Source organism: Streptoverticillium olivoreticuli subsp. olivoreticuli, from assembly GCF_003391135.1.
GTDB classification, from domain to species: Bacteria; Actinomycetota; Actinomycetes; order Streptomycetales; family Streptomycetaceae; genus Streptomyces; species Streptomyces blastmyceticus.
Genome location: NZ_CP031455.1, coordinates 5,426,073 through 5,442,926 on the forward strand (window position 1 = coordinate 5,426,073; position 16,854 = coordinate 5,442,926).

At 73.0% G+C, this 16,854-nt stretch carries 14 protein-coding genes; all 14 read left to right on the forward strand.

Annotated elements, in window-relative coordinates; all coding sequences use genetic code 11:
• Positions 1-41 precede the first annotated feature (41 nt).
• The 14 genes from cysC (at position 42) to DXZ73_RS23955 (ending at position 16,804) form a co-directional block, all read left to right on the forward strand.
• Complete coding sequence (cysC, locus tag DXZ73_RS23890; RefSeq protein ID WP_240351467.1) at positions 42-611, forward strand: adenylyl-sulfate kinase; 570 nt, start codon at positions 42-44, stop codon at positions 609-611.
• The gene (gene cysD / locus DXZ73_RS23895; protein WP_116213110.1) at positions 608-1,555 is read left to right on the forward strand and encodes a sulfate adenylyltransferase subunit CysD; all 948 of its coding nucleotides are present in this window, start codon (positions 608-610) and stop codon (positions 1,553-1,555) included. Before cysC ends, cysD begins: the two co-directional genes overlap by 4 nt.
• A complete protein-coding gene (locus DXZ73_RS23900) occupies positions 1,556-2,833 on the forward strand; it encodes a sulfate adenylyltransferase subunit 1 (protein ID WP_116213111.1) in 1,278 nt (425 codons plus the stop codon).
• 477 nt (positions 2,834-3,310) lie between these two features.
• Positions 3,311-4,027, forward strand: a complete 717-nt coding sequence (locus tag DXZ73_RS23905; RefSeq protein WP_205519212.1) for a response regulator transcription factor — start codon at positions 3,311-3,313, stop codon at positions 4,025-4,027.
• Between the two features lie 153 nt (positions 4,028-4,180).
• Positions 4,181-4,378 carry an MbtH family protein gene (locus DXZ73_RS23910; protein ID WP_116213112.1) on the forward strand — a complete coding sequence of 66 codons (198 nt, stop codon included), beginning with the start codon at positions 4,181-4,183 and terminating at the stop codon, positions 4,376-4,378.
• A gap of 37 nt (positions 4,379-4,415) precedes the next feature.
• The gene (locus DXZ73_RS23915) at positions 4,416-6,212 is read left to right on the forward strand and encodes a non-ribosomal peptide synthetase (protein ID WP_205519213.1); all 1,797 of its coding nucleotides are present in this window, start codon (positions 4,416-4,418) and stop codon (positions 6,210-6,212) included.
• 77 nt (positions 6,213-6,289) lie between these two features.
• On the forward strand, positions 6,290-7,066 hold the full coding sequence (locus tag DXZ73_RS23920) for a thioesterase II family protein (RefSeq protein WP_116213114.1): 777 nt from the start codon (positions 6,290-6,292) through the stop codon (positions 7,064-7,066).
• Complete coding sequence (locus tag DXZ73_RS23925; RefSeq protein WP_116213115.1) at positions 7,063-8,391, forward strand: M20/M25/M40 family metallo-hydrolase; 1,329 nt, start codon at positions 7,063-7,065, stop codon at positions 8,389-8,391. The genes DXZ73_RS23920 and DXZ73_RS23925 overlap by 4 nt, the downstream gene beginning before the upstream one ends.
• On the forward strand, positions 8,384-9,337 hold the full coding sequence (locus DXZ73_RS23930) for a GNAT family N-acetyltransferase (protein WP_116213116.1): 954 nt from the start codon (positions 8,384-8,386) through the stop codon (positions 9,335-9,337). The genes DXZ73_RS23925 and DXZ73_RS23930 overlap by 8 nt, the downstream gene beginning before the upstream one ends.
• Positions 9,334-9,927 carry a hypothetical protein gene (locus DXZ73_RS23935; protein WP_116213117.1) on the forward strand — a complete coding sequence of 198 codons (594 nt, stop codon included), beginning with the start codon at positions 9,334-9,336 and terminating at the stop codon, positions 9,925-9,927. The genes DXZ73_RS23930 and DXZ73_RS23935 overlap by 4 nt, the downstream gene beginning before the upstream one ends.
• Complete coding sequence (locus DXZ73_RS23940) at positions 9,924-10,949, forward strand: BtrH N-terminal domain-containing protein (protein WP_116213118.1); 1,026 nt, start codon at positions 9,924-9,926, stop codon at positions 10,947-10,949. Before DXZ73_RS23935 ends, DXZ73_RS23940 begins: the two co-directional genes overlap by 4 nt.
• Entirely contained in the window at positions 10,949-12,343 is a 1,395-nt protein-coding gene (locus tag DXZ73_RS23945) for a DegT/DnrJ/EryC1/StrS family aminotransferase (RefSeq protein ID WP_116213119.1), read from the forward strand. Before DXZ73_RS23940 ends, DXZ73_RS23945 begins: the two co-directional genes overlap by 1 nt.
• The gene (locus tag DXZ73_RS23950) at positions 12,340-12,675 is read left to right on the forward strand and encodes an acyl carrier protein (protein ID WP_162890308.1); all 336 of its coding nucleotides are present in this window, start codon (positions 12,340-12,342) and stop codon (positions 12,673-12,675) included. The genes DXZ73_RS23945 and DXZ73_RS23950 overlap by 4 nt, the downstream gene beginning before the upstream one ends.
• A gap of 40 nt (positions 12,676-12,715) precedes the next feature.
• Entirely contained in the window at positions 12,716-16,804 is a 4,089-nt protein-coding gene (locus DXZ73_RS23955) for a non-ribosomal peptide synthetase (protein WP_116213120.1), read from the forward strand.
• The last annotated feature ends 50 nt before the right edge of the window (positions 16,805-16,854 follow it).

Genomic DNA, 16,854 nt, shown 5'->3' on the forward strand with positions numbered 1-16,854 from the left:
GATGCCGTGACCGGTGCGGTGAGGAACAAGGGGTGCGGAAGGTGACAGTGACGCAGTGCACGTGCGACGTGCCGGAGCGGACGGGTGCCACGGTGTGGCTGACGGGTCTGCCGAGTGCCGGCAAGACCACGATCGCCAAGGCTCTCGCGGAGCGGCTGCGCGGCGAGGGGCATCGGGTCGAGGTGCTGGACGGTGACGAGATCCGCGAGTTCATCTCCGCGGGCCTCGGCTTCAGCCGCGCGGACCGGAACACCAATGTGCAGCGCATCGGCCTGATTTCGGAGGTGCTCGCGCGCAACGGCGTGAAGTCGATCGTGCCGGTGATCGCGCCCTACGCCGATTCCCGGGAAGCGGTGCGCAAGCGCCACGAGGTCTCGGACACGGCCTATCTCGAGGTGCACGTGGCGACTCCGGTCGAGGTGTGCTCGGAGCGCGACGTGAAGGGGCTGTACTCCATGCAGGCGGCGGGCCGGATCTCGGGTCTCACGGGGGTCGACGACCCCTACGAGGCGCCGGAGTCGCCGGATCTGCGGATCGAGTCGCACACCCAGACCGTGGCGGAGTCCGCCGCCGCTCTGTACTCGCTGCTCACGGAGAGGGGTCTGGTGTGAGTGACACCCGTTCGACGGCCTTCGCGCCTGTTGCGGACACCGCGGATCAGTACGCGCTGTCGCACCTGGACGTCCTGGAATCCGAAGCGGTGCATATATTCCGTGAGGTGGCGGGCGAGTTCGAGCGGCCGGTGATCCTGTTCTCCGGCGGCAAGGACTCCATCGTGATGCTGCACCTGGCGCTGAAGGCGTTCGCGCCCGCGCCGGTGCCGTTCACGCTGCTGCACGTGGACACCGGGCACAACTTCCCCGAGGTGCTGGAGTACCGCGACCGCACGGTGGCCGAGCACGGACTGCGGCTGCACGTCGCCTCCGTGCAGGACTACATCGACCGGGGCGTGCTGCGCGAGCGGCCCGACGGCACCCGCAACCCCCTGCAGACGGTCCCGCTCACGGAGGCCATCCAGGAGCACCGCTTCGACGCGGTGTTCGGCGGCGGGCGGCGCGACGAGGAGAAGGCCCGCGCCAAGGAGCGCGTCTTCTCCCTGCGCGACGAGTTCTCGCAGTGGGACCCGCGGCGCCAGCGGCCCGAGCTGTGGAACCTCTACAACGGGCGGCACGCTCCCGGCGAGCACGTCCGCGTCTTCCCGCTGTCCAACTGGACCGAGCTGGACGTGTGGCAGTACATCGCCCGCGAGAAGATCGAACTCCCCGAGATCTACTTCGCCCATGAGCGCGAGGTCTTCGCGCGTAACGGCATGTGGCTGACCGCGGGCGAGTGGGGCGGCCCCAAGGACGGCGAGCCCGTCGAGGTGCGCCGGGTGCGCTACCGCACGGTGGGCGACATGTCCTGCACCGGTGCCGTCGACTCCGACGCCACGACGCTCGACGCGGTGATCGTGGAGATAGCGGCCTCCCGGCTCACCGAGCGGGGCGCGACGCGCGCCGACGACAAGATGTCCGAGGCCGCGATGGAAGACCGCAAGCGCGAGGGGTACTTCTAGATGACCAGCACCACCGGGCAGCAGGCCACGACCCTGCTGCGTTTCGCGACGGCGGGTTCCGTGGACGACGGCAAGTCGACTCTGGTCGGCCGGCTGCTGCACGACTCCAAGTCCGTCCTGGCCGACCAGCTCGAGGCCGTCGAGGACGCCTCCCGCCGGCGCGGCCAGGAAACACCCGACCTCGCCCTCCTCACCGACGGGCTGCGGGCGGAGCGTGAGCAGGGCATCACGATCGACGTCGCGTACCGCTACTTCGCCACCCCCCGGCGCCGGTTCATCCTCGCCGACACCCCCGGCCACGTGCAGTACACCCGCAACATGGTCACCGGCGCCTCCACCGCCGAGCTCGCCGTGGTCCTGGTCGACGCCCGCAACGGCGTCGTCGAGCAGACCCGCCGCCACGCCGCCGTCGCCGCCCTCCTGCGCGTCCCCCACGTGGTACTGGCCGTCAACAAGATGGACCTCGCCGACTACGCCGAGCCCGTCTTCGCCGCCATCGCCGCCGAGTTCACCTCCTACGCCGCCTCCCTCGGCATCCCCGACGTCACCGCCATCCCCATCTCCGCACTCGCCGGCGACAACGTCGTCGAACCCTCCGCACACATGGACTGGTACGGCGGCCCCACCGTCCTCGAACACCTCGAGACCGTCCCCACCGGCCACGACCCCTCCACCGACCCCGCACGCCTCCCCGTCCAGTACGTGATCCGCCCGCAGTCCGCCGAACACCCCGACTACCGCGGCTACGCCGGCCAGATCGCCTCCGGCGTGCTCCGCGTCGGCGAACCCGTGACCGTGCTGCCCTCGGGCCGCACCAGCACCATCGCCGGGATCGACGCCCTGGGCCGCGCCACCGACACCGCCTGGGCACCCCAGTCCGTGACCGTCACCCTCACCGACGACATCGACGTCTCCCGCGGCGACACCATCGCCCCCACCACCGGCGCCCCGGCAGTCACCCAGGACGTCCAGGCCACCGTCTGCCACGTCGCCGACCGCCCCCTGACCCCCGGCCAGCGCGTCCTGCTCAAGCACACCACCCGCACCGTCAAAGCGGTCGTCAAGGCCATCCCCTCCCGCCTGACCCTCGACGACCTCTCCCAGCACCCCGACCCCGGACAGCTCACCACCAACGACATCGGCCGCATCACCCTCCGCACCGCCGAACCCCTCGCCCTCGACACCTACACCGACTCCCGCCACACCGGCTCCTTCCTCCTCATCGACCCCGCCGACGGCACCACCCTCGCCGCCGGCATGGCGGGAACCGCGGGGTGACCCGTGGGCCCGGCACGGCCGGGCCCACAACGGCCTTCGCGAGTATGAACAGTTCGTTTCGGATCCCCGGCGGTCCGGCCGCGGCGGACAACGGCCCCGGCGTCCCATGTGGACGCCGGGGCCGTCGCGGTGCGGCAACTCATGGGAAACCGCCGCCATCCCGGAGATCCGTGTGAAGGCCATCCAACTGGCGGAATCCTTGGCAAAACAGCGCAGCCGGATAATTGCCTGAATGGCCCGATGTATATACCCGTTTTCCGCTCCCGGCGGGCCTTTCGGTGAGCTTGGTCACGCCCTCCACGGACTCCGGACGTCTGGCTCCATGAAGTAGATTGACGAGCGGTGCTGCGGGGGACACCGCGTTTCTGGGTGCTTTGCGGCCTTGTGATAAAAGGCAGAACGAGTGGTCGGCCGCGTGGTGAGCCAATTCTGTTGCACTTGTTGGCGTACCGCCCTGCGGATGGTCACCGCTTTGCCATGGGATTACGTAACCTGGGGGTGCGGGGCGCGGTGGCGATCAAAGTGGTCATCTGTGATGAGACGCCGATCATTCGAAATGGGCTGAAGACCTTCCTGGAGGCCGCCCAGGACATCGAGGTCGTCGATGTCTCGGACAGCGCGATGAGTGCCCTGATGCTCATCCGCACGCACCGGCCCGACGTGGTCGTCACCGGCATCAAGTTCCAGGGGATGTCCGGGATCGAGCTGATCCGCCGGCTCGCCCGGTTCGACGACGGCGACGTGCCGGCCCCCCGCTCCGTGGTGTTCAGCATGGACTGCGCCGACGACGTGATCACCGAGGTGCTGCACGCCGGGGCCAACGGGGTGCTGATCGGCGACGCCAAGCGCGAGGAGGTCGCCAGCGCCGTGCGGACCGTGGCGCGCGGCGGCACCGCCCTGGCCTCCGAGGTGGCGGGCCGCCTCGTCGAGTGGTTCCGCGGCCGCGAACTGCGGCCGGCCGCCGAACTGCGGCCCTCGGTCGGCTCGCTCACCTCGCGCGAGCGCCAGGTGCTCACGCTGATCGGCCGGGGGATGTCGATCGACGAGGTGGCGACGGAGCTGTGCATCGGGGTCAGCACGATCCGCACCCACCTGCACCGGCTGCGCAACAAGCTCGACCTGAAGGACCGGGCCCAGCTCGTCTCCTTCGCCTACCGGGCCGGTCTGATGCAGAGCCCGGCCGAGGCGTGTTGAGACGATCTGGACGGCCGTCAGCCGGGCGTTGACGTGAGGGAGCCCGGGTCGACGGGTGGTCGCCCGGCAGGTCAACCGCGGAGTGGATGCGGCATTACGGCGGCCCTGCCTACGCTCTGGCGATATCACTGCGGATAAACCAGAGGGTCGACCATGGCTGAGGCTGCCGAAGCGGCGCTGGATTCTTGGACAATTGTCGTCAACCACGAGGACCAGCATTCGATCTGGCCCGCCGGACGCGAACTTCCGCCGGGCTGGAACGAAATAGGTTTCACCGGTGACCGGCAGGCGTGTCTGGACCGGATATCCACCGTGTGGAAGGACCTGCGGCCGCTGAGCCTGCGTAGCTGATCCGACCGACCGTGGAAAATGCGCAAAGGGTTCGAGAATGACAACGACCGTTGAATCGGTGCACCCGGCCGAATCCGTGCACGCGGCCTTCGAGCGGTGCGCGGCGGCCACCCCGGACGCGGTGGCGATCTCCTCGGGGGACACCCGGGTCGGCTACGCGGAGCTCGACGCGCGGGCCAACCGGCTCGCCCACCACCTGCGCGCCCTGGGCGTCGGCGTGGAGAGCCCGGTCGGCATCTGCGCGGAGCGGTCCGTGGAGACCGTGGTCGCCCTTCTCGCGATCCTCAAGGCGGGCGGCCACTACGTCGCGCTCGACCCGCGCCAGCCGCGCGAGCGCCACGCGACCCTGGTGAAGGAGGCGGGCCCGGACCTGATCCTCACTCAGGAACGCCTCCTTCCGCAGGTGTCCGGGCTCGCCCGGACCGTGGTCCTCGACGACCCCGAGCTCGACCGCACCGTGCTCTCCGGGCTCCCCGCCACCGCCCTCGGCACAGAGGTGCGCCCCGGCCACGCCGCCTACGTCGCGTACACCTCCGGCTCGACCGGCGCGCCCAAGGGCGCGTGCGTCCCGCACCGCGCCGTGCTCCGCCTCGTCCAGCGCAACAACTTCCTGACGGCCGGGCCCGACGACGCCTTCCTGATGTTCGCGCCGCTCGCCTTCGACGCGTCGACGCTGGAGATCTGGGCGCCCCTGCTCAGCGGTGCCCGGCTCGCGATCCTCCCGCCCGGGGAGCCCTCCCTCGACGAGCTCGCCGACGCGGTCGTCCAGGAGGGCGTCACCGTGCTGTGGCTGACCGCCGGGCTCTTCCACCAGATGGCCGAGGGGCCCGTCGCCCGGCTGACCACGGTCCGGCAGCTGCTGGCGGGCGGGGACGTCCTCTCGCCCCACCACATCAACGCGACGTTCGCCGCGCTGCCCGGCGTCCGGGTCGTCAACGGCTACGGACCCACCGAGAACACCACGTTCACCTGCTGCCACATCATGGAAGAGCCGGTCGGCGACGGGCCCGTGCCCATCGGTCTGCCCGTCACCGGCACCACCGTCCATGTGCTCGACGAGCGGCTGCGGGAGGTCCCCGACGGCGCCACCGGTGAGCTCTACGCCGGTGGGGCCGGGGTGGCCCGGGGCTATGTGGGGCGCCCCGACCTGACCGCCGACCGCTTCCTGCCCGACCCGTACGCCGCCGGGCCCGGCGCGCGGATGTACCGCACCGGCGACCTCGTCCGCCGCCGCGCCGACGGCGTGGTGGAGTTCCTCGGCCGGATCGACAACCAGGTGAAGGTGCGAGGCTTCCGCATCGAACCCGGCGAGATCGAGGCGGCGTTGGTGGGCCGGCCGGGCGTCAAGGACGCCTGCGTCGTGGTCCACACCCACCCGGAGTCCGGCAAGCGCCTGGTCGCCTTCTTCGTCGCCGACGACAGCGTCCTGCCCGCCGGGCTGCGCGAGGCCGTCGCCGCCGCCCTGCCGCCCTACATGGTCCCCTCGCTCCTCGCCCGCGTCGACGCCCTGCCGCTGACCCGCAACGGCAAGGTCGACCGGGCCGCCCTGGAGGCGCGCGAGATCCGCGAGCGGCCGGAGACCAACGCCGACTTCCGGGCGCCGGGCACCGCGCTGGAGCGCGAACTCGCCGCGCTCTGGGCCGGGCTGATGGGCCTGGACGAGGTCGGCGTCGACGACGACTTCTTCGAGCTGGGCGGCCACTCGCTGATGGTCACCCGGATCGTCGCCCACGTCGCGGAGCGGCACGGCGTGGAGCTCCGCCCCCGCGACCTCTACCTGAGCTCGACCGTGGCCGAACTCGCCGAGGCCATCGAGGGGTCGGCGGCGGGCTGACCCCGGCCGTACCGCCCGCCGCCGACCACCGCGACCCGCCGCCGGTGCCCGTTCCGCCGTCCGACATGAGGTGAAGGATGACTTCCGACCGACGTCCCTCGAAATGGCTGCTGCGCCGCCCGAAGGACGACAGTCCCGTGCGCGTCTTCTGCTTCCCCTACGCGGGTGTCGGCGCGTCGATGTACGCCAAGTGGCCGCGGACCATCGGGCCGGCCGAGGTGTGCCTCGTCCAGCTGCCGGGCCGGGAGAACCGGCTGCGGGAGCCGCACTTCGGCACGTACGAGGAGCTGACCGAAGGGCTGCTGGAGGGCCTCGAACCCCACCTGGACCGCCCGTTCGCCTTCTTCGGGCACTGCAGCGGTGCCCTGCCCGCCTTCGCAGCGGCGGCCGAACTGGCCCGCCGGGGGCAGCGGGTCCCGGACCGGCTCTTCCTCTCCTCGCAGGTGGCCCCGCACGAGGGCCCGTACGGCCGGCTGCTCGGCCTCCGGCACGACGAGCTCGCCGACGAGCTCATCGCGCTGACCCGGGCCATGGGCGGCGAACCCCACCCGGACCTCGTCGACCTCGGCGTGGACGTCCTCTCCGCCGACATCGAGGCCAACCGGCGCTACCGGCTGGACGCGCCGCTGCGGCTGCCCACCACCCTCACCACCATCGGCTGGCGCGAGGACACCGTCATCCCCGCGGAGATGACGGCCGGCTGGCGGGAGTACGCCCCCGACGGCGACACCCGCGAAGTCCTCCTGGACGGCGGCCACTACGCCTTCCTGGACGCACCGGAGGCGCTCGTCGCCGAGCTGGCCGCCGACCTGGCCGCCCTCGCCCCCTCGAAGACGGAGGCCGACCGGACATGAGCACCCTGGAGAACCCCGGCGCCGTCGCGCTCACCCAGCGGCTGATCCGCTTCGACACCACCAACCCGCCCGGCGACGAGGCCGCCTGCGTGCGGTACGTGGCGGAACTGCTCCGTGCCGCCGGGCTGGAGACGCGCCTGCTCGGCCGCGAACCCGCACGGCCCAACCTGATCGCCCGGCTGCCCGGCCGCGGCGAGGCGCCCCCGCTGCTGCTGCACGCCCACGTCGACGTGGTACCCACCGAGAACCAGCGCTGGAGCCGCCCGCCGTTCGGCGGCGAGCTCGTGGACGGCGAGGTGTGGGGGCGCGGCGCGGTCGACATGAAGGGCCAGCTGGCCATGATGCTCGACGCCGTGCTGCGGCTGCGGGCCACGGGCACCCCGCCCGCCGGTGACGTCCTCCTCGCCGTCGTCTGCGACGAGGAGGCGGGCAGCGCGGCGGGCGCGAAGTTCCTCGTGAACGAGCACCCCGAGGTGTTCGCCGGGGTCCGTTACGCGATCGGCGAGGACGGCGGCGCGAGCCTGGGCCTCGGCGGTCACGTGCGCTTCCACCCGATCGTGGTCGCCGAGAAGCGGGCCGTGTGGGTGCGTGCCGTGCTGCGCGGCATCGCCGGGCACGCCTCCCGGGTCACCGGCAGCGCGGGCGCCGCGTACAAGCTGACCCGGCTGCTCGGCGCCATCGACGGCGGCGGGCTCGGCACCGTGCTGACCCCGGCCGTCGACACCATGCTCGCCGAGCTGGCCCGCGTCCTGCCGGAGCGCGAGGGCCGCCGGATCGCGGCCTTCCGCGCCGACCCGGCCGACACCTCCGCCCTCGACGGCTTCGACGAGCGCGACATCCGCTACCTGAGCTCGATCGTGCAGCACACCGTCAACGCCACGGTGATCCACGGCGGCACCAAGACCAATGTGCTGCCGAGCGAGATCTCCGTGGAGCTCGACGGGCGGGTGCTGCCCGGCGACTTCGGCACCCCCGGCTTCCTCGCCGAACTGCGCGCGAAGTCCGGTGTCGACATGGACCTGGAGGTCCTCGTCGAGGGCGAGCAGATGCCGCAGCCGAAGCTCGGGGCGTTCTACGAGCGGCTCGCCGGGGTGCTGCGCGAGCAGGACCCGGGCGGCGTGCCGATCCCCATGGTGACCACCGCGTCCACCGACGCGCGGCTCTTCCCGCAGCTGGGCATCGAGACCTACGGCTGGCTGCCGCTGCGCCAGTCCACCGGCACGTCGTACCGCGACATGCTGCACGTCGCGGACGAGCGCATCGCCGTCGAGGACCTGGAGTTCGGCGCCCACTGCTTCCACGAACTGCTGCGCGACCATGAGTGAGGCGACCACCGCCGTCGACGTGGCGCCGCTGCCTCCCGGCCGCGCGGCGGCCGCCCGCTGGGCGGGCCCGGTCGCGGGGCTGACGCGGGCCGCGTACGCGCTGTCCGACCCCTACCCCGGCCTGCCCGTCCCCGACGGCGCGCGGGAGACGGAACCCGCCGTCCTGCGCGACATCGAGCGCGGCACCCGGGTGTGGCTGGCCACCGGACCGGACGGCAGGCTCGCCGGCGCCCTGCGGGTCACCGACCACGGGGCGGCGGGCTGGGAGGTCCACCGCGTCTCCGTGGCCCCCGTCCGGCAGGGCCAGGGCATCGCCCGCGCCATGCTGACGGCCGTCGAGGAGGCGGCCCTGGCGCAGGGCGTGCCGCGGCTGTGGCTCGACGCGGTCGTGGAGCGCTGTCTGCCGGGCGTCTACGGCCGGCTGGGCTTCCGGGCCGTACGCCACTGGTCCGCCGCCGACAAGCCGCTGTCCGAGACCACGCTGGAACGCGTCCCCGGCGCACCGCCGCACACCGGCGCGCTGCCCCTGGTGGACGACCCGCTGGGGCCGTCCGACCCGGCGATCGTCTGGCTGCCCGCGGACGGGCGGCTGCTGGCCGCCGTCGAGACGGCCGGGCGCCCGTCGGAGCTGCTGGACCGGGCCTGCGACCGCGCCGGGGTCCCGGGCGCGGCCGGGCTGGACGTCTGGCCCGGCGCGGGCGAGGACGGCCGGGCCCGGCTGACCGCGCTGCTCACCGGGCTCGCGGGCGTCCATGGCCGCTCCGGGACGCCGGGGCACGAGATCTTCGCCTTCCCCGGCGGCCGGGAGAGCGTGCCCGCCCACCTCATGCCACGCACCCTCCACCCCGGGCTGCGGGCCGTCCTGCGCCTCGCCCCGGGCCGGACGCACCGGCCGGTGCCGGCCGCACCCTCCGTTCACGGAACCGTTGGAGCAAGTCCGAGTTGAGAACACAGACCGCACACACGACGCCCACGCGCCTGGACCTGACGGCGTTCGCCAACAACACCGGCATCACCACCGAGGACCGGCTGTCCGACGGCGCGTTCAACATCTGGGGCAACACCTTCCCGGCCGAGGAGCTGCCCGCGGGCGGCGAGATCACCGTCGACGGCATCCCCTTCCGCTTCCCGGCCCCGGCCGCGGGCGCGCCGGACAACGTCCGCTGCGCCGGTCAGCTCCTGGAGCTGCCCGCCGGGCGCTACGACTGGATCCACGTCCTGGCCGCCGCCGAGCGGCGCACCGAGGACTTCGTCCAACTGCACTACACGGACGGGTCCGTGGACCCGGAGTGGCTGCGGATCTCCGACTTCTGGCCGCAGACCGGGGCCCGCTTCGGGGAGAGCGCCGCCTTCTCCTGCACGCGGCTGCACTACCCCCGGCACGTCCAGCGCTCCATGGGGCCGACCATCTGGCGGCAGCGCGTACCCGTGACCCGGCAGCGGGAGCTGACGGCGCTCACGCTGCCCGACAACCCCGCGATCCATGTGTTCGCGATGACCCTCGCGCCCACGACACCGCCGGAGGCAGCGGAGTGACCACCCTCATCGACGACGTGCGCGGCTGGCGCCACGACCTGGCCGGCTGCCTGCACGCCTGCATGGCGACCCTGCTGGAGCACCGCGGTGTGGCACCGCTGGAGACGCTGGGCGCCGCCTGGCGCTTCCGCCACCTGCCCGGTGACATACGGCGCGAGGAGTACTTCTACCCCCGTGCCCCCGGTGAGTCGCTGCTCGGCGCGCTCGCCCCGTACCACCCGGTGCGCTCCGTCTGGCACAGCCCGGCCGACGCCGCCGAGGGCTGGGCGCAGGTCCGGGCCGAGGTCGGGGCGGGGCGGCCGGTGGCCGTCGCGGTGGACAACTTCGAGCTGCCCTTCCGGCCCGCCTACCGGGACGTGCACTCCAACCACATGGTGATCGTGCACGGCTTCGACGAGGACGCGGGCACCGTCCACGTCCTCGACGCCATCCCGCCGCACTTCCACGGGGACATCACCCTCCGGCAGCTGACCGCCTCCCGCGACTCGGGCAACGCCGCGGTGCACGACCGGGACATGTTCTTCACGGACGTGCACATAGGCAACCGCTGGCTGTCCGTCGAACTCGACGCGAACCCCGAGGACTTCCCCGCCTTCGACCGGCCGCACATCCGCGACGTCGTCGAGCGGAACCTGCGCGGCTACCACGAGCCCGCGCAGGGCGACGGATACGCGGGCCTCGACGGGCTGACCGCGTTCTTCGCCGACATGGGCAAGCGGCTCGCGGCGGGCGAGACCGTACGCGACGAACTGTTCGTCGTCGCGGGCGCGGCCCTGGCCAACACGGCCGTCCACGCCGACTGGCTGGCCCTCGCCGGACGCGCGCTCGACCACCCCGGCCTGACCGAGCAGGGCCGGGCCGTCGAGCGGATCGCCCACCACTGGTCCGCGATCCGGATCATGGCGGCGCTCACGCAGTCCGAGGGGCTCGGCGCGGCGCGTTTCACCAGGCGCGCCCACATCCTCCTGAAGGACCTGGAACAGGTGCTGGCAGGACTCGCACACGAAGGAGCGGAACTGTAATGGCTGTTGCCGCATCTCAGGGGGCCACCAGGTCGCCCGACAAGCTCGCCATGCAGGGCGGCGCCCGGTCCGTCCCGCGCTCGCTGCGCATCCCGGCCTGGCCGCGGGTGACCGAGGCCGACGAGGCGGCGGTCGTGCGGGCCGTGGCCAGCGGCCGCTTCACCTCGGCGTCCTCGGGCGAGCAGGAGATCGAGTCGCTGGAGCGCGAGTGGGCCGAGGCCGTCGGCGCCAAGCACTGCGTCATGGTCAGCAACGGCACCGCCGCGATCTCCGTGGCCCTCGGCGCCCTCGACATCCAGCCGGGCGACGAGGTGATCGTGCCCGCGCTCAGCTTCATCGCCTCCGCCGTGGCGCCGCTGCACATCCTCGCGGTGCCCGTCTTCGTCGACATCGACCCGCGGACGTTCAACGTGACGCCGGAGGCCGTCGAGGCCGCGATCACCCCGCGCACCCGCGCCATCGTGGTCGTCCACCTGCACGGCCTGCCCGTCGACATGACGGAGATCCTGGCGGTCGCCGACAAGCACGGCATCCCCGTCGTCGAGGACGCCGCCCAGGCGCACGGCGCCCTTTACCAGGGCCGTGCGGTCGGCTCGCTGGGCGCGATCAACACCTTCAGCCTCAACGTCAGCAAGAACCTCGCCACCTGCGGCGAGGGCGGTCTCATCACGACCGACGACGACCGGCTGGCCCGCCGCGCGCTGATGCTGCGGCAGTTCGGCGAGCTCATCCCCAAGCAGGGCGAGCGCTCCTACGTTGGCCACATGCTCGGCTTCAACCACAAGCCGAACGCCATCCAGGCGGCCTTCACGCGCAGCCAGCTGGAGCGGCTCCCCGAAGAGGCCAAGATCCGCGACGAGAACGTCCGGTACTTCCTGGACCGGCTCTCCGCCCTGCCCGGCCTCCTCACCCCGTACGTCCCCGAGGACCGCACGCACGCCTGGCACATCCTGCGCTTCCGTGTCGACCCCGCGGCGCTCGGCCTCGACGCCTCGCTCGCCGGCCCGCTGCGCGCCTCGCTGATGCGGGCCCTGCGCGCCGAGGGCGTGCCCGCCGGGCACTACCAGATGATGTCGCTGCCACAGCAGCGCGTCTTCCAGGAGCAGTTGGGCTACGGCGGCTTCCCCTGGCAGCTGCCGGGTGTCGAGGCGCGGCAGTACCGCGCCGAGGACCAGCCCGTCACGCTGGCCGTCATCGACGACTCCTTCGCCATCCAGAAGGCCCACCTGTCGCCCGACGCCCGGCCGCTGCTCTCCGCCTACGCGGACGCCTTCGAGAAGGTCTGGCAGCACCGCGAGGTGTGGACGCGCTACGCCGCGTCCATGGAGCACCGCACGCCGTGGGAGAAGGCCGCCGAGATCGCCGAGGCCGAGCGGGCGGAGGCGGGCCTGTGAGCGCGGAGGACGGCGCGGGCGCCGACCCGGTGCGGGACGAACTCACCGCCATCTGGCAGGACGTCTTCAAGGTCACCGCCGAGGAGATCGACCCCGACGAGGGCTTCTTCGAGCTCGGCGGCACCTCCTTGCAGGCGGTGCAGCTGATGACCCGCATCGAGAAGGCCTTCGACGTGAAGGTCCCGCTCCCGGTGATCTTCACGGAGGGCAGCGTCTCGGGCCTGACGGCGATCGTCGAGGAGGAGCTGCTGTCCGGCGCGGACGCGCTCACCGACGAGGAGGCGCTGCGCCTGCTCGAAGAACACCAGGAAGCCGGCGAAGAGCACCGCTGACCGCGGCCGCAGGCGAACGAGTACGAGGTTGACGAGGGACATGGCTGAAACAGAGCGAGGCACCGCGGGTACGGCAGGCCTCTCCGACGTCAAGCGCAAGCTGCTGGAGATGAAGCTGCGGCAGAAGCGCGCGGAGAAGGCGGAGCGCGACCGGATCGTCGCGGTGGACCGGGACGGCAAGCTCGCCGTCTCCGAGCAGCAGCGCTATCTGTGGTTCCTCCACCAGGTGGCACCGGAACTCCCGGTGTACAACGTGCCGTTCGCGCTGCGGCTGCGCGGTGAGCTCGACACCGCCGCGCTCACCGCCGCGCTGACCGCCCTGGTCGCCCGGCACGAGAGCCTGCGCACCCGCTTCGGCGGTGAGCGCGGCGTGCCCTTCCAGACGGTGGACGACCCGGCTCCCCGGCCGCTGCCGGTCACCGGCCTCGGGGCCGAAGGCGACCGCGAGGAGCGGTTGCGGCGGCTCCTCGACGAGGAGGCCAGGCGCCCGTTCGACCTGGAGACGGGCCCGGTCTTCCGCTCCTCGCTCTTCAAGGTCGCCGACGGCGATCACGTGCTGCTGCTCGTCATGCACCACATCGTCACCGACGGCTGGTCCGTCGGCCGGGTGACCGAGGAGCTCGCCGCGCTGTACGAGGCGGAGCGCACCGGGACCCCGGCCGAGCTCCCGGAACTCGCCGTGCAGCCCGCCGACTTCGCCGCCTGGCAGCAGCGGTGGCTCACCACCGACGCGCCCGCCGGGCAGGTGGCCTACTGGCGCAACGCCCTGGACGGCCTGCCGACCGTCGACTTCCCCGCCGACCGGGCCCGCCCCGCGCAGCCCACCTGGGCCGGGGCCACCCTGGAGCGCGACCTGCCGGCGGAGCTCGGCGAGCGGCTGCGGGAGTTCGCCGCCAAGGAGCGCGCCTCGCTGCTCTCGGTGATGCTGTCCGCGTTCGCCGTCGTGCTCGGCCGCTACACCGGCCAGCCGGAGCTGTCCCTCGGCTCCGTCTTCAGCGGCCGCACCCGGCCCGAGACGGACCCGCTCGTCGGCTTCTTCGCCAACACCCTGGTGCTGCGCCCGGACCTGACGGGCAACCCCACCTTCGGCGAGCTGGTCGCCCGCTCCAACCGCGGCGTCCTCGGCGCCCTGGAGCACCAGGACGTCCCCTTCGGCACCCTGGTGCAGGAGCTGCGCCCGGAGCGCGACCCCAGCCGCAACCCGCTCTTCCAGATCAGCTTCACCCTGCTCACCGGGTCGATCGTGGGCGCCTTCGCGTTCGGCGGCCTGGAGGTCGAGGAACTGCCCGTCCAGCAGGGCAGTTCGCGCTTCGACCTGGCCTTCCAGGTCGTCGACCGGCCCGGCAGCGACCTGGGCATCTGGATCGAGTACGCCACGGACCTCTTCGAGCGCGACCGCATGGAGCGGCTCGTCGAGCACTTCCACAGCGTCCTGGAGCAGGCCGTCGCCGCGCCGGAAACCCGCGTCGACGGCTTCGAGGTGCTCCCCGCGCACGAGCGGGACCGCGTCCTGCGCGAGTGGAACCCCACCCCGGTCGCCCGGCCCGCGGACGAGGCGCTGCTGCACGAGCTCGTGGCCCGGCACGCCGCCGAGCGCCCCGCCGCCGTCGCCATGCGCTTCCAGGGCGAGCAGCTCGACTACGCCGCGCTCGACGCCCGCGCCAACCGGCTCGCCCACCTGCTGCGGACCCGCTGGGGCACCGGCCCCGACCAGGTCGTGGGCGTACTCCTCGACCGCGGCCTCGACCTGCCGGTCGCCCAGCTGGCCGTCCTCAAGGCCGGTGGCGCCTGGCTGCCGATCGACCCGCAGTACCCGGCCGACCGGATCGCCCACCAGCTCGCCGACGCGGGCGTCCGCACCGTACTGACCAGCAAGGACCTGGCCCACCTGGTGACCGGCCCGGTCGACCACTGGTGCATGGACGACGCCGCGGGCGAGCTCGCGGACCTGCCCGCCGAGGCGCCCGCCGTCGACGTCCGCCCCGACCACCTCGCGTACGTCATCTACACCTCGGGGTCCACCGGCAAGCCCAAGGGCGTGCTGATCTCCCACCGGGCCGCGGTGGACTTCGTGGAGGGCGTCCGCGAGCTGTTCCGGATCACCCCGGACGACCGGCTGCTGCAGTTCGCCAACCCCGCCTTCGACGTCAGCGTCTTCGACTTCTACGCGGCCCTCTGCTCGGGCGCGGCCGTCATCGGCGCCCCGCGCGAGCGGCTGCTGGACCCGGACGCGCTCCAGGAGCTGCTGCGCGCGGAGCGGGTGACCGTCGCGGACGTGCCCCCGGCCGTGCTGCGGCTGCTCGACCCGGCGCCGCTCACCGCGCTGCGGGTGCTCTTCGTGGGCCTGGAGGCGTTCCCCGCCGAGCTCGTCAACCGGTGGAGCGCGCCCGGCCGCGAGTTCCACAACGGCTACGGCCCGACCGAGGCCACCGTCGCCTGCGTCGACTATCTCTGCCCGCCCGAGGGCCTCACCTCGGCGCCGCCGATCGGCCGCGCCATGGCGGGCCACCGGGCGTACGTCCTCGACGCCGCCTTCCGGCCGGTGCCGGTCGGCGTCCCCGGCGAGCTGTACGTGGCCGGCACCGGGCTGGCGCGCGGCTACCTCGGCCGCCCCGACCTCACGGCGGAGCGCTTCCTGCCCGACCCCTTCGCGCAGGAGCCCGGCGAGCGGATGTACCGCACCGGTGACGTGGTCCGCTGGCGGCCCGACGGCAACCTCGAGTTCCTCGGCCGCGCCGACCGCCAGGTGAAGATCCGCGGCCTGCGCATCGAACTGGGCGAGGTCGAGCACGCGCTCACCGGCCTGCCCGCCGTGCGCCAGGGCATCGTCGTGGTGCAGGACCCGGGCACCCCGCAGGCCCGCCTGGTCGCCTATGTGGTGGCCGAGCCGGACAGCGCGCCCGGGCTCGACGGCGAGCGCGTCCGCCAGGACGTCGCCGACCGGCTGCCGCTGCACATGGTGCCCTCGGTCGTCGTCCTGCTGGACGCCCTGCCGCTCACCGCCAACGGCAAGGTCGACCAGAAGCGGCTGCCGCTGCCCGAGGCACAGGGCGAGCAGGGGCACACCCCGCCCGCGACGCCCACGGAGCGGAAGCTCGCCGCGCTGTGGACCGGTCTGCTGGGTGTCGACGGCGACCGCCTCGGCGTGCACGACAGCTTCTTCGGCCTCGGCGGCAACTCGCTCAACCTGATCCGGCTGACCACCGCCGTCAAGCAGGAGTTCGGCGTCACGCTGGAGGTGCGCCGCCTCTACCTCGCGCCGACCGTGCGGGGCATCGCGTCACTGATCGACGAGCACGCCGCGCCCGCCGTACAGGGCCCGTCCGTCCTCGTGCCCCTCAACACCGGGGGCACGCGCCCGGCGTTCTTCTGCGTGCACCCGGCGGGCGGCGCCGCGGTGCCGTACATCCCGCTGGCCCGGCTGCTCGGCGACGATCAGCCGTTCCACGGCCTGGAGGCGCCCGGCCTCGACGGCGGCGCGACCCCGGGCACGCTGACGGAGTTCGCGGCCCTCTACGTCGCCGCCGTCCGCGAGGTGCAGCCGGAAGGCCCGTACCACCTGGGCGGCTGGTCCGTCGGCGGTGCCATAGCGGCGGAGATGGCCGCACAGCTGCGGGACGCCGGGCAGGAGGTCGGCGCGCTCGTCCTCTTCGACACGGCGACTCCCGGCGAGGGCGCCGACGAGGGCGCGCCCGACCACGCCGGGCAACTGGCCTCCTTCGTCCACGACCTGGCCCACCTGCGGGAGCGGCCGGTGCCCGACGTCGGCCTCGCGCACCTGCGCACGCTCACCGAGGACGAGCAGTCGGACCACGTGGTGCGGCTGCTGGAGGAGAGCGGCCTGGTCCCCGAGGGCGTACGGGACGAACTGGGCGCCCGGATCGGGGTGTTCCTGGCGACCACCCATGCCGTGCGCACCCACACGCCGCGCCCGATCGACGCCCGGATCACCCTGCTCGGCGCGGCCGAGGAGGACAACGTCCCGGTGGCGCTGTGGCGCGAGCTGGCCGGGCGCGGGGCCGACCACGTCGAGGTCCCCGGCACCCATTACACGATGCTCCAGCCGCCGCACGTCGAGGAGCTGGCCCGCGCGGTACGGCGGGCCCTCGACGCGGCGACGGGCAGGTAGCGGTCAGTCAGTCCTCGAGCAGTCTTCGAGCAGGCTTCGAACAGGAGGAG

Bases quoted from the DNA above. Each gene is read 5' to 3' on its own strand.
- DXZ73_RS23900 (WP_116213111.1), top strand. From the start codon at position 1,556: ATGACCAGCACCACCGGGCAGCAGGCCACGACCCTGCTGCGTTTCGCG.
- DXZ73_RS23905 (WP_205519212.1), top strand. From the start codon at position 3,311: ATGGGATTACGTAACCTGGGGGTGCGGGGCGCGGTGGCGATCAAAGTG.
- DXZ73_RS23910 (WP_116213112.1), top strand. From the start codon at position 4,181: ATGGCTGAGGCTGCCGAAGCGGCGCTGGATTCTTGGACAATTGTCGTC.
- DXZ73_RS23915 (WP_205519213.1), top strand. From the start codon at position 4,416: ATGACAACGACCGTTGAATCGGTGCACCCGGCCGAATCCGTGCACGCG.
- DXZ73_RS23920 (WP_116213114.1), top strand. From the start codon at position 6,290: ATGACTTCCGACCGACGTCCCTCGAAATGGCTGCTGCGCCGCCCGAAG.
- DXZ73_RS23925 (WP_116213115.1), top strand. From the start codon at position 7,063: ATGAGCACCCTGGAGAACCCCGGCGCCGTCGCGCTCACCCAGCGGCTG.
- DXZ73_RS23930 (WP_116213116.1), top strand. From the start codon at position 8,384: ATGAGTGAGGCGACCACCGCCGTCGACGTGGCGCCGCTGCCTCCCGGC.
- DXZ73_RS23945 (WP_116213119.1), top strand. From the start codon at position 10,949: ATGGCTGTTGCCGCATCTCAGGGGGCCACCAGGTCGCCCGACAAGCTC.
- DXZ73_RS23955 (WP_116213120.1), top strand. From the start codon at position 12,716: ATGGCTGAAACAGAGCGAGGCACCGCGGGTACGGCAGGCCTCTCCGAC.